Source organism: Priestia sp. LL-8 (genome assembly GCF_036227845.1).
GTDB lineage: Bacteria > Bacillota > Bacilli > Bacillales > Bacillaceae_H > Priestia > Priestia zanthoxyli.
Genome location: NZ_JAZAQH010000001.1, coordinates 2,516,915 through 2,529,608 on the forward strand (window position 1 = coordinate 2,516,915; position 12,694 = coordinate 2,529,608).

The 12,694-nt window shown below is 36.5% G+C and carries 14 protein-coding genes; 4 read left to right on the forward strand and 10 right to left on the reverse strand.

Features of this window, described 5'->3' with window-relative positions; genetic code table 11:
- Nucleotides 1-93 precede the first annotated feature (93 nt).
- The 3 genes from U9R83_RS12800 to U9R83_RS12810 form a co-directional block, all read right to left on the reverse strand.
- Entirely contained in the window at nt 94-924 is an 831-nt protein-coding gene (locus tag U9R83_RS12800; protein ID WP_014459853.1) for a YihY/virulence factor BrkB family protein, read from the reverse strand.
- A 282-nt stretch (nt 925-1,206) separates the two neighbouring features.
- Entirely contained in the window at nt 1,207-1,569 is a 363-nt protein-coding gene (locus U9R83_RS12805; RefSeq protein WP_014459852.1) for a YidH family protein, read from the reverse strand.
- A gap of 178 nt (nt 1,570-1,747) precedes the next feature.
- A complete protein-coding gene (locus U9R83_RS12810) occupies nt 1,748-2,146 on the reverse strand; it encodes an alanine:cation symporter family protein (RefSeq protein WP_308014961.1) in 399 nt (132 codons plus the stop codon).
- Nucleotides 2,147-2,429: 283 nt separating this feature from the next.
- On the opposite strand from U9R83_RS12810, the gene U9R83_RS12815 reads away from it, so the two are divergent.
- On the forward strand, nt 2,430-3,629 hold the full coding sequence (locus U9R83_RS12815; RefSeq protein ID WP_025751713.1) for a multidrug efflux MFS transporter: 1,200 nt from the start codon (nt 2,430-2,432) through the stop codon (nt 3,627-3,629).
- 33 nt (nt 3,630-3,662) lie between these two features.
- On the opposite strand, the gene U9R83_RS12820 is transcribed toward U9R83_RS12815, so the two are convergent.
- From U9R83_RS12820 to U9R83_RS12835, 4 genes are all read right to left on the reverse strand, one after another.
- Nucleotides 3,663-3,968 carry a TIGR04104 family putative zinc finger protein gene (locus U9R83_RS12820; protein ID WP_309545610.1) on the reverse strand — a complete coding sequence of 102 codons (306 nt, stop codon included), beginning with the start codon at nt 3,966-3,968 and terminating at the stop codon, nt 3,663-3,665.
- Nucleotides 3,969-4,115: 147 nt separating this feature from the next.
- Nucleotides 4,116-5,288, reverse strand: coding sequence for an MFS transporter (locus tag U9R83_RS12825; RefSeq protein WP_014459848.1), 1,173 nt, complete (start codon nt 5,286-5,288; stop codon nt 4,116-4,118).
- Entirely contained in the window at nt 5,258-5,704 is a 447-nt protein-coding gene (locus U9R83_RS12830; protein WP_042992102.1) for a MerR family transcriptional regulator, read from the reverse strand. The genes U9R83_RS12825 and U9R83_RS12830 overlap by 31 nt, the downstream gene beginning before the upstream one ends.
- A 155-nt stretch (nt 5,705-5,859) precedes the next feature.
- Nucleotides 5,860-6,522 (reverse strand): hypothetical protein, encoded by a 663-nt coding sequence (locus tag U9R83_RS12835; RefSeq protein ID WP_115654087.1) that lies wholly within the window; start codon nt 6,520-6,522, stop codon nt 5,860-5,862.
- Between the two features lie 249 nt (nt 6,523-6,771).
- On the opposite strand from U9R83_RS12835, the gene U9R83_RS12840 reads away from it, so the two are divergent.
- Together U9R83_RS12840 and U9R83_RS12845 are read left to right on the forward strand one after the other, a co-directional pair.
- The gene (locus U9R83_RS12840; RefSeq protein WP_013057294.1) at nt 6,772-7,359 is read left to right on the forward strand and encodes a beta-class carbonic anhydrase; all 588 of its coding nucleotides are present in this window, start codon (nt 6,772-6,774) and stop codon (nt 7,357-7,359) included.
- Between the two features lie 16 nt (nt 7,360-7,375).
- On the forward strand, nt 7,376-8,995 hold the full coding sequence (locus U9R83_RS12845) for a SulP family inorganic anion transporter (RefSeq protein ID WP_108674749.1): 1,620 nt from the start codon (nt 7,376-7,378) through the stop codon (nt 8,993-8,995).
- 41 nt (nt 8,996-9,036) lie between these two features.
- Here U9R83_RS12845 and U9R83_RS12850 read toward each other — a convergent pair whose 3' ends face one another.
- A complete protein-coding gene (locus tag U9R83_RS12850; RefSeq protein ID WP_013057296.1) occupies nt 9,037-9,720 on the reverse strand; it encodes a response regulator transcription factor in 684 nt (227 codons plus the stop codon).
- A complete protein-coding gene (locus U9R83_RS12855; RefSeq protein WP_140452031.1) occupies nt 9,698-11,188 on the reverse strand; it encodes a sensor histidine kinase in 1,491 nt (496 codons plus the stop codon). The genes U9R83_RS12850 and U9R83_RS12855 overlap by 23 nt, the downstream gene beginning before the upstream one ends.
- A gap of 270 nt (nt 11,189-11,458) precedes the next feature.
- Between U9R83_RS12855 and U9R83_RS12860 the strand changes: the two genes are divergently transcribed.
- Nucleotides 11,459-11,959, forward strand: a complete 501-nt coding sequence (locus U9R83_RS12860; RefSeq protein ID WP_014459842.1) for a GNAT family N-acetyltransferase — start codon at nt 11,459-11,461, stop codon at nt 11,957-11,959.
- A gap of 42 nt (nt 11,960-12,001) precedes the next feature.
- Here U9R83_RS12860 and U9R83_RS12865 read toward each other — a convergent pair whose 3' ends face one another.
- Nucleotides 12,002-12,541: an SMI1/KNR4 family protein gene (locus U9R83_RS12865; RefSeq protein WP_014459841.1), complete on the reverse strand. Its 540-nt coding sequence runs from the start codon at nt 12,539-12,541 to the stop codon at nt 12,002-12,004.
- Nucleotides 12,542-12,694: the final 153 nt, after the last annotated feature.

Sequence of the window (12,694 nt, forward strand, 5' to 3'; positions counted from 1 at the left end):
AAAGGCAACGAGATATTCAATACTTACCCGCGATATTTTTTTAATAAACCTTTTAACTGTAAAACTGAATATAAAAAAAACGACTAGGTTTCCCTAGTCATTTTCCGCGTCTCTATACGTTGTCTTGTGAGCTTTGATGAACTTATTACCGTTTATTAAACCGCCAATTAATAAAATAGCGGCCGTTAAATAAAACCAAACCATTAGAATAATAATACTTCCAAGCTGACCATAGATTTGCGAGTAGCTTCCAAACTGGACATAGTATCCAAATCCGGTAGATACAACTTGCCATCCTAGCGTGGAGAAAACAGCTCCTGGAAGTACATCTTTCCACGTTACTCTTGCACTTGGCATCAGTTTGTAAAAAAGAATAAAAAAGCCCAGTAAAAACAATGTCCCGATTCCCCATCTAATCGTCGTCCAGCTTTGAAACCAGATATCAGGAACATGAACTTTTGTTAACACCAAATGTCGAATGACTTCTTCAATAATTGGCACAAACAATGAAATAGCTACCACAACCATAAAGCCAAAGGTCAAAATTAAATCATTGATTAAACCGCGCAAAAATGTTTGTTTTCTTTGTATATGATACGCATCATTTAACGAGCGAACCAAAGATTGTATAGCCATAGATGCGAGCCAAAAAGTTGCTAATAAACTAAAAGACAAAACTTTTTTCCCGCTATTGTTAACTGTTTCAATTGATCTTTCAATTACGTCGTAGGCGCTTTTAGGGGTAAATGGTTCAATAAAGACGAGCAAATTGTTTGTGTCAATTGGAAAGAAACTCAGCAGTGAAAAAAGAAAAATAATAAACGGTACAAAAGATAACAAAAAATAGTAGGCTGTTTGAGCAGCCTGATCAAAGAAACGCTCCGTAAAAAAACGAGCGGCAACGGTCTTAGATGTTTGAATCATACAGCGTTCTCCTTTACTTTCGCTTCACCGTGTAGTGAAATTCATATTCAATTTTTATGTTCAACATGTATTGGATAATTTTCGGCTTATAAAGCTGTCCTTTTCCATTATCCGCGGTTAACAAAGAATTTAACCTGTAAAATCACACAGCCGGTTTGTAAAAGAAGATATTATTATCATTACCTCTGCCATTACCACCATATTAATAGATCTTCTTTTTCTTTTATAAAACCGTAAATTCTTTGGGACTGATTTCCCTTTTTTCTTATATCTTAAACTTTTTTACGCTATGTTAAAAAAGTAAAACATAAGAGCGCCGATCAGCATCAGCATAATCATTGAAACAAAAATAACCAAAGCGTGAGATGATTGATACGTTTGGCTGTTAATTTTTTTGCGGGTTGAAAAATAATGATAGGTTGAGAAAAGAAGCAACCCTGCACTTGCAGCTAAAGAAAAGATGATAACAGCAATAATAAGAGTATCGGCTGCTTCACTTAAATTTTCCCCCGAATTAAAATGCAAACCACCTGCAACAAAACCAATGCCAAGTGTAGCAATAGACGTTCGAATCCACGCTAAATACGTTCGTTCGTTTGCTAAATGCTGTTGAATATAAATGGATTCATTTTCTTTTTTAGTCATGCACATACCACCGTCCTTTTATATGTCTTCTATTATAAATAAATGCTCAAACGAAAATAAACTGAGGACGCTTCACGCCACATTATACCCGAAAAGAACGAATCATTACCATTTTCAAGCGGTCGAAAGAGCTTCTTCACAAACTAAAAAAAGCCAACCCCAGTTGGCTTTTTTTAGTTTATGAAACATTTTCTTTATCTTGATTATGCTGATATTCCTCGTCCCAATAATCAGCGTTTTGAATTCCTAATTTCCCAGGAGAAAAGACAGGATCTATCCCTTGTTTTCTCTGCTCGCGATAATCTTTTAAGGTTATGAAAGCAGGCTTAGCTAAAATCAAAATTGCAATTAAATTGAGCCATACCATTATTCCAACTCCGATGTCTGCTAATGCCCATGCAGTTTCAGCTGTTCGGATAGATCCGTACAAAGTAGTGGCTAAAAGAGCTGCCTTAAGGACCATCGATACTATTTTATTTTGTTTGCCTTTCATTACGTAAGCTAAGTTCGTTTCCGCAATATAATACTGTGTGGATATAACGTATATTTTGGACAGATTATCTGACGCATTTTTCAGTGAAGCATAAGTTCTTTACATATTCCCTAATGTTACAGCATAAGGTAATGAGTGAACTAAGGGTCACTTTATGTTCTAAGCGGAGCGTAAACACAGACATCCTTCTATTTTCATTTCACGTTAATAGTTCACTAAGTGAATCATTTTATTTTTAAATATTTCTGATATATGGTATAATTTAAACCGATAAAAAGATGCTGCATGTATGCTAAAAGAGCAGGCCATATGGTTTCGCTCTTTTGTTGTTTTTACGCTATGTGGCACAACGAAAGAAGGAAATAGAATGGAATTATGGAAACGAAACTTGTACATTTGCTGGTTCGGTTCTTTTTGCACCACAGCCGGGATGAGTTTAGTTATTCCGTTTTTACCGCTTTATATTGAAAAGCTGGGAGTTCACGATACAAGCTCCATCAGCAGATGGGCTGGTATTGCGTTTGGAGCTACCTTTTTAATGGCGGCTATTGTTTCTCCTTTATGGGGGAGTTTGGCCGATAAATACGGGCGAAAGCTTATGCTCCTTCGCGCAAGCTTGGGTATGGCAATTGTTATGACTTCTATTGGTTTTGTGCAAAATGTCTATCAGCTTGTCGGGCTGCGCTTTTTAATGGGGGCCGTTTCCGGCTTCATCTCTGCAGCCATTACGTTAGTAGCGACTCAAACACCTAAAGAGCACAGCGGTAAAGCATTAGGGACGTTGTCTACAGGGGCTGTATCAGGATCTTTATTAGGACCGCTAGTAGGCGGCTACTTAGGAGATACAATTGGATTGCGTCACGTCTTTTTCGTAACAGGCGCATTTATGTTTTTGTCTTTTTTAATTGTAAATTTAATTCAAGAAGACAAAAAAGAGACGGCGAAAACGACGAAAGAGTCTAACATTGGGTTACTTTCTCTTAAGAATTCAAAGGCCGTGATTGGTGTATTTGTTACAACTTTTTTACTGCAGCTTGCGGTTATGGCTATTCAGCCAATTGTTACACTGTATGTAAAACAACTGTCTACTCATACCGACCATCTTGCCCTTATTTCAGGCTTTGTCGTAGCGGCAACAGGAATTTCAAATATTTTAGCTGCATCCAGACTTGGCAAAGTCAGCGATCGCGTGGGTCCTCAAAATGTGCTTCAAATATGCTTGCTTATCGTAGCGGTTATTTGCGGCTTGCAGGCCTTTGTGCATAGTACTTGGCAGCTATTCTTACTGCGTTTTTTACTCGGTTTTGCAATGGGAGGATTATTACCTTCTATTAATTCTTATTTAAAGAAAATTGTGCCGGACTCGATTACAGGTAAAATGTTTGGCTATAATCAAACAGCGCAATACTTTGGGAATTTAGCCGGTCCAGTCATTGGCGGACAAATTGCCGGAGCTAAAGGAATTCCTTACGTATTCTTAACAACGAGTGTTCTTCTACTGTTGAATGCTGGGTGGGTATATTATCAGCGCCATCACGGACAACAGCTAGACGGTAAAGCCGCATAAAAAAACCTTCCGTTTTAACGGAAGGTTTTTTTATTACCACAAGGGTTCTTCTTCGCTGCTTACTTCATAAGAAAGTGGCATCATAATAACCGCTGCTATGAAGAAAATAAGCTCCGCGACAACAATGGATGGAAAGGAAAAGTCAAGTAGTGAGAGAATAAGCCAAATAATAAGGGGTGCAAATGAGTAGATTGATAATCGCTTTTGGGATTTTGCAGAGATATACTGTTGTTTGTCACAGTGTGGGCATTCTAAAACGTTTCTAAATGTTAACAGTTGTTTAAAGGTTGTCCTCCAGTTCCATTTATGATTACAATTTTGACAGGTGGCCATGGGCATCACGCTCCTAAAAAGAATTTATGTACATATAAAGTATACGTACAAGTTGGTAAAGAGTTTCATTTTTATGATTAAAAACGTTTTTACTATTATAACATAAAACAAAATAAAAGGCTTTTTACAGGAAAAAGCCTTTTATTTCAACGTTTATTTAGATACAGCTTCATTCGTTTGAGAAGTTGTTTTTACTTTTATAACCATAATAACAAAAGCTAGCAATCCAAGAATCGCTGCTACAAGAAAAGGAGCTTGAGGCGCTACGGCATTGCCTATAACTCCTGATAATAAAGGAGCAAACGCTGCGCCTAACCATCTTAAGAAATTATATCCTCCAGATGTAATTCCTCGTTCATAAGGAGATACTTCCATTACATGACTCGTAAATAATGCATTATTAAGTCCTGATACAAGACCTGCTGCCATAATTAAAACAATGCGCAACCATGTTGCATCAAAGGCAAATAAACAAATTAAAATAAGTGAAAAAACAATTAAGCTAACATGTAACACTTGTTTTGGCTGATATCTTTTTTCTAACTGATGTGCTAAAACCGCTGAGCCATACGCTAGACATAATCCCCATCCAAAGAAAACAAAGCCAATTTGAAGAGCTCCGATCGATAGAATAAGCGGCGTATAAGCTAACACTGTAAAAAATCCATAGTAATAAAGCATGCCTGATACAGCGCCTTGAGTAAAAGGTTTTAATTTATAAAGTTTTACCATGTCTTTAAAACCCGCTGCTTTACGAGGCTTAGTGCTTGTAGGCTGTTTAACAATCGTTAATACTAAAATAAAGGCGATAAAAATTAAAGCACTTGTACCGAAAAACGGCAATCTCCAAGAAGCGTTTCCTAACACGCCTCCTACAAGCGGTCCTCCGGCCATTCCCAAACCAATTGCAGCTTCATATAATCCTACTGCTTTTTTCACTTCACCTGATAATGCAATAAGCAGCGTCATAGCTGTTGCAAAGAAAAACGAATTACCAAGTCCCCATCCCGCTCGGAAAATAGAAAGCTGAGGAATATTGTTAGAAAATCCGCATAGCGCTGCAAAAATTGTCACAATGATAAGGCCTGTTACCATCAAGCGCTTGTCTCCTACACGTGATGCTAAGATGCCTGCTGGAATCATCATGATAGCCATCATTAATAAATATGAAGTAAATAACATTTCAACTTGCCAATGAGAAGCTCCAATTTGCTTAGCAATCTCCGGTAAAATCGGATCTACTACCCCGATTCCCATAAATGCTAAAAAAGTAGCTACTACCGTAATAATTTGACCTAATCGGTTATTTGAATGCTGTCCTTCCACTCTTTCATCTCTCCTTTTGTTTTTGTTTTTTCATGTATTTCCATAGCAGATTCTCGCATTTCTTTTAATTCTGTTTTAAATGCCTGCATTTTAACCACTTTAAATTCAATCATCTTGATTTGATTTTCCAGTAAATTTTCTATTTGCGTTATCTCTTTCGCTGATAACCCTTGCTGCTCACTTCTTTCTTCAATCATTCTTTTGAGCGACATAAACTGCTGTAGCTCCTGTAAAGAAAAACCGAGAACTTCCTTTGCTTCTGCTACTTTTTTTAGTTCTTTTACCTCTTCTTCGGAATAAATCCTTGCATTTCCTTTTGTGCGCTGCGGGGGTAAAATGAGTCCAATCTCTTCATAATACCGAAGAGCTCGCTTGGTCAAACCGGTCATTTTCGTCACATCATCGATTAAATACATATGTTTCACCTCACCTTTCATTAACATTAACGTTAACGTCAATTACTTATACACTCATTATAGATTAACGTTAACGTTAATGTCAATAATATTAAGGTATTTTATGTAAATCTTAAAAATATGTGCACGAAAAAACCTATTGAAAAATCAATAGGTTACATCAATATGTCATATAGCTGCTGTGCTGTTTCTCCTGTTACTTTACCGTACACTCCTCTTTTTTTAGAAGTAAGTTCCGCACTCTCGGAGGTGAATCGTACATTGTATACGACGCCCTCATAAGTAAGCTGTACATCTGGGTCAAGAGCGACGCTGTAATCAGCTTTTTTCCATTGAATTTGTTTCATAATTGATTCTACAGTTAAGGAATCTTCTGAACTTAACGTTTTATCTCCTACTTTTATAGGCTTGCCCTCCCTGTTTTTATTAAATTTTAGTTCCGAATGAGAAAATGAAAATTCAAGTTGGTTTTTATCATGTGCTATGAAATCTTGGGGTAGTTCTACATAGCGGACAACTTCTCCTTCGTGTACAAACACAAGCATTTGATTAGCAGAAGATATTTTTTTCATCACCTCTTCACTAATCGGTGCGTTTACAAGTCTTTCTACGTCGGCTTTCTTGCTTTTGTTTGTGAATAAATATCCTTTTTCCCATTTAAAATCACTTAACTTGGATACATCCACTGAGCTTACACCTTTTTTTGCAAATGATTCCTGAATATTTTCCCCCATTTCTTTGTCGTTGGTGACTTGGGCATTAGAACTGCACCCTACTAAACAACAGAAAATAATGCCTATTGCTATAAGAGCCTTCACTTTTGCCTTCCTCCTCTCTACCATTCTTTTAAAAAATTCCAACTTTGTACCATTTTAACATATAATTCCTATTTTTCGTGGAAACAAACAAAGAATGCGCTTACATAATTTCACGCATATAATTTCTATTTATTTATAAGTTTTTTCTGAATATTTTAAGAAAATTTTAATATTTTATTTAGTTCGTTTTTAAACTTTATCTTTAGACTAAAAAAATAAGTTAAAAATAAATAACGCAGGAGGAAAACAATGACTTGTCTATCTGAAGTTTTAAAGTTTAATGAAAAATTTGTAACAAATAATCAATTTGAGGCTTTTCAAACATCTAAATTTCCTAACAAAAAAATAGTAATCTTAACTTGTATGGATACACGTTTGTTAGAATTACTTCCTAAAGCCATGGGGCTAAAAAATGGAGATGCAAAAATAGTGAAAAATGCCGGAGCTGTTATATCCCACCCCTTTGGCAGCGTCATGAGAAGTATATTAGTTGCCGTCTACGCTTTGCAAGCTGATGAAGTATGTGTCATCGGTCATCATGAATGTGGAATGACGGGCATGAAAGCTGAAGCTATTTTAGCCTCTGCTGAACAAAGAGGGATTAGCACGGAACAGATTCGTAATCTAAAATATGCTGGTATTGATTTAGAATCATGGCTGACTGGGTTTGAATGTGTAGAGGATAGTGTCGAAAACAGTGTGGATATGATTCGAAATCACCCTCTATTACCAAAAGACGTGCTTGTTTCTGGAATGGTTATTCATCCTTCAACAGGAAAACTTGACGTCGTTGTAAACGGCTATTCCCAAGACCGAGCTGAAACCGTAAGCTCATGAAGGAGGATCCTATTGAATGCTAAAAGATAACCGATTTCAAGGCTATTCAGCAGGGCATTTACAAAAAGACATTATCGCCGGTTTGGTTGTTGGGGTCGTTGCTATTCCTTTAGCGATGGCCTTTGCCATCGCTTCTGGTGTAAGACCTGAATATGGGATTTATACAACCATTATCGCAGGGATTATGGTTTCAATATTAGGCGGATCGAAATTTCAAATTGCAGGTCCAACGGGTGCATTTGTTCCGGTGCTGCTTGGAGTTGTCATGCAATATGGTTATGAGAACCTCATTATTGCCGGCTTTATGGCTGGAATTATGATTACGCTTCTCGGAGTATTTAAGCTAGGGAAATTTATAAAGTTTATTCCGCGCCCTGTGACGATTGGATTTACAGCAGGAATTGCGATTATTATTTTCTCAGGTCAGATCGCTAATTTTTTAGGATTAAAAGGAATTGCAAAACATGAGGAATTTCATTTAAATATGATTGAAATCCTACGAAAAATTGCAACGATTAACATTTACAGCGTTATCATAGCCGCTATTTGTTTAGCTATCGTTATTACAACGCCAAAGTTTTTACCTAAAATTCCAGGTGCCCTTCTAGGTCTTCTTGTCTCCACACTTGTAGCCATTACACTGTTCCCAGGAAAAGTTGCAACGATTGGCTCTACTTACGGTGCCATTCCGAGTAAACTACCATCTTTTAGCTTCCCAGATTTAACATGGGATAACATCGTGATGCTATTTCCGGCTGCCTGCGTAATCGCGATGCTTGGAGGTATTGAATCTTTACTATCGGCTGTTGTTGCTGATAATATGGCCAAAACCAAGCATAATAGCAATAAAGAACTTGTCGGTCAAGGAATTGCTAATATTGCTACCTCTCTATTTGGCGGAATTCCAGCAACTGGTGCCATTGCCAGAACAGCTACCAATATTAAAAACGGGGCGGCTTCTCCGTTATCAGGAGTCATACACGGCTTAGTTGTTTTATCGGTCCTTGTGATGCTGGCTCCTTATGCATCAAACATTCCGCTGGCAAGTATGGCACCTATTTTAATGTTTGTGGCTTGGAATATGAGTGAGCGTAAAGAATTTGCGCATATTTTAAAAACCAAGTCAGCTGATTCATTTGTACTTGTAGCTACGTTTTTATTAACAGTTTCAATCGATTTAACAACAGGTGTAGGCGTGGGTCTACTTTTAGCTATTGTCATGTTCGTGAAACGAATGAGCGGATCACTGAAGATTTCAAAGGTTTTAGCGGAAACATCTGAAAACGCTAACAAATCTGAGTTGATGGAATATACCATGCAAGGATCTCTTTTCTTTGGATCGGCTGAAGTACTGGAAGATTCTTTTGATAACATCGTCGAAGCGAAACCGAAAGTTTTATTGCTTCGAATGAGCCAAGTATCCTTTATTGATACATCTGGAGAAGCTTTACTATCAAAGGTGGTCGAACGGTTGAAAGATTCGCATAGCCAAGTCGTTATTTCTGGCTTACAGCACCAGCCGAAAGAAATGTTAAAGTCAACCGGTCTATACGATAAGATCGGTGAAAAAAATATATTTTCCTCCGAACCTCCCGTCAGTAAGATTAAAGCTCGTCATAGAATCGTTACTACGTAATAAAAAAGAGATCCGAACGATTAATCGTTCGGATCTCTTTTTTAAATATTAAACCGGTACCCCGCTCCCCAAACCGTTTCTAGGTACTGAGGATCTGCTGGGTTTTCTTCTAACTTTTCTCTTAGTTTTCGAATGTGAACTGTTACGGTTGAAATGTCTCCTGAAGAATCAAACCCCCAAATTTTTTCAAATAGATGTTCTTTACTTAATACTTGATTTGGATGAGAAACGATAAACTTCAGCAAATCGAATTCCTTCGCTGTAAAAAACACTTCTTTGTCATTCACAAATACTCTTCTAGCCAGCGTGTCAATCGCTAAGCCATGAATACGAATCATACGCTTTTCCTGCTTATCAGAGAGTCTTTCATATCTCGCTAAATGCGCTTTGACTCTTGCGACCAGCTCCCCAGGGCTGAATGGCTTGGTAATATAGTCATCTGCACCTAGCCCGAGCCCTCTAATTTTATCGATTTCTTCTTTTTTAGCTGAAACTAAAATGATTGGAATATCTTTTGCAGCTCGAATTTGCTTGCACACTTCAAATCCACTCACTTTAGGGAGCATAATATCCAAAATAACCAAATCAAAATGTTCATTTAACGCTTTTTCTAATCCCTTATCACCACTATATTGAACGTCTATTTCAAAATCGTTAATTTCTAAATAATCTCTTTGCAATTCAGCAATACTTACTTCATCTTCAATCAACAATATCTTCTTCATGTGTATCACCATTTTCATTCATTTTTTGCAAAGAAAAGAAAATACTTGTTCCTTCGCCAAGCTTACTTAGTGCCCAGATGTCTCCCCCGTGGCGTTCAACAATTTGTTTTGCAATGGCTAGTCCAAGTCCACTTCCTCCAGTATTGCTATTGCGGGACTGTTCTGCCCGATAAAACCGGTCAAAAATATGCGCTAATGCTTCCGGTGAAATACCAGAGCCGTTATCTTTCACTTCAATAATGAGTTCGCTTTCGGTAGCGGAAAGAACGATATCGATTCTTTTTCTTTCTTTATCCATAAATTTAATACTGTTGGTTGTTAAATTTATTAAAACTCTTCGCAGCTGCTCAGCATCTGCTTTTGCATACAGTGTGGTTAGAGAATTATCGGAAAATAAAACATCAATATCATGTTCGCTCATTTCAAACTGAAGCTCTTGCACATAACTTTTCATAAAAGCAGAAAGATTAAGTTTTTTAAATACAAATGGAATTTCATGCAAATCCAATTTAGAAAATAAAAACAGCTCATCGATTAACGCATTCATGTCTTTTGCTTTCGTTGAAATCGTTAACAAATATTTAGAAAACTTATCTGGCGTATTAGCTACGCCATCTTGAATTCCTTCTACATATCCTACAATGGAAGTAATAGGAGTTCGTAAATCGTGTGAAATACTTGAAAGCAGCTGCTTTCTGTTATCTTCATATTGAATTTGCAGTTCAACAGAAGATTTTAGTTTTTGCCTCATTTCTTCAAAAGCTTGCGTTAATTCGCCAATTTCATCCTTTGAATTAGCAGAGATCTCAAAGTGAAGATCACCTTGTTTTATTTTTTCAGCCGCTTCTTTTAATTCACGAATGGGTTTAATAATGCTTCTTGAAACAAGATAGTTTAAAAATCCAATAATCACAATCACTAAAATTAATAGTAGAAAGATTAAAAAAGGGAAAATTCGATTAATAATGCCTACATAAGGGCTGATTTTTCGCAAAACGTAAATGCTTCCTTTTTCTTGATTTGAGAAAGGGAAATCAAGGTTGATATATGTAAAGTACTGCTTGCCTATGCGCAGCATGTCCTGCTGATACGAATGATTTCCTTTACTTTTTTGATGCTTTGGCAAGTATTTACGAAGGTTTTCTCCTTTAATGGATTCTGAAGCATATACAACCTCTGTGTTTTTTTGAATCACAATATCAATATTTTCAAATTCATATTTTTTAACCGTCTCCGGCCACAGCAGCTGTTCTGGTTTTTTTTCACTCAATAACTTTAAATCTAAGAATGCATTTTCTTCTTCTGGCGTTAACAATTTATACTCATAGGAGTGACTGTACAGTTTTCTTACAAAATCGGCGTCTCCAGTAATAGAGAAGAAAATGAGAAAGCCCGATAAAAAAAGCAAAATAATAAAGACAAACACAATACTGATATACGTTAAAACAAAACGCAGCTGAATTGACATGACTTACCCTATGCCCCTTTGGCTTTAACAAAACTATTTGATAGACTAGTAAAGGTGAATAACAAATAGATCGTTAGACATTATACATATAGCAAAAATTAAAACAACAAAACAAATGTATATTCTCACTTTACCGTGATAGAGTGAGAATGAACACCACCTTTTTTACCATTTTATGAATTACTGGAAAATTATGATCTATTTTTCATAATATTCTTAGGCTGAAAGTTATACTATCTGCCTTAATATTTTAAAAAAGGAGACTTTTTAATGAAGATTATCAAAGCTACTTCCTCTCACATCCCTTCTGTTGCCCGTTTATACGTAGACAGCTGGCGCATTACATACAAAGGGTTAGTACCTGATGCTTATTTAAACAGCTTGTCTTATAAACAAAGTGCAGAAAAATGGTCCTTTTTTCTTACCGAGCCTTCTCATTTTATTTTGCTCGCTATCGATGAACGAGAAAAGATTGTCGGCTTTTCAGCAGGTAAGCCTCATTTGTCCGGTGCTGAAATATACGCGCTATACGTTTGCAAGGAAGTGCAAAACCAAGGAGTTGGTCATCTTCTGTTTTTTCATTCAGTAAAAGAATTTACTGATCAGCACTATACGTCTATGATTATTTGGGCTATGAAGAAAAATAAGAAAGCCGTTCAGTTTTATAAAAAATTAGGCGGCAAAAAAATCTTGAATCGCACAAGTCAATTTGGAGAAACTAAAGTTGAAGACGAAGCATACGGTTGGGAACGTCTTCCTTCTAATAAATAAACGAGCACACTAGTGTGCTCGTTTATTTATTAGAAGATAATATTATTGAGCCGTCGTCTTTTTATCCGTTGAATGAACTTTATTACAAAGCCCATTCCAGTGCCAAAAACAATTCCCTTGACTCACTATAAAACAATCCAGCCATTTCTGAAAATTCATATGTAATACATGTGCATCTTGAAACGATGCGTTCCGCTTTTTTACTATTATATATGCAGGATGCGCTGATTTTTTGGAGTCAATGATAATCTCTTCTTCTCCAACAGACCCAATTGTCATATAGAGACTCTGACTTCTATAAGTTGTTTCTCTTACATCTTCTAAGCTATAAAGATTCCCTGTTATTTGTTTGTCAGCATCAATGAACAAATTACACCCATTTGTTAGCTGCAAAAACTGCTTATAGTCTTCAGGAAGTGATACATGCATTTCTTCTTCAAAAACATTCAGTTGGTTCTTGCTTACTCCATCAAAAAAAGTACAAGTGGTTCTGTATACTTCTCCTTCATTTTTACACACTTCTATAACATTATTGTTTTCCCACAGCCGCTTTCGAAGTGAATTTATTATTTTTTCAATCATACTCTTCCTCCAAGCGTTGGATTTAAAACGGTTACATTACATTAATTAAACAATAATGTGCTAATTCCTTCTTTCCTACTAAATTATACGACAAACTTTAGAAATTCATGTTCAAATAACATAGAAAAAAGCAGCGAATATCGCTGCTTTACA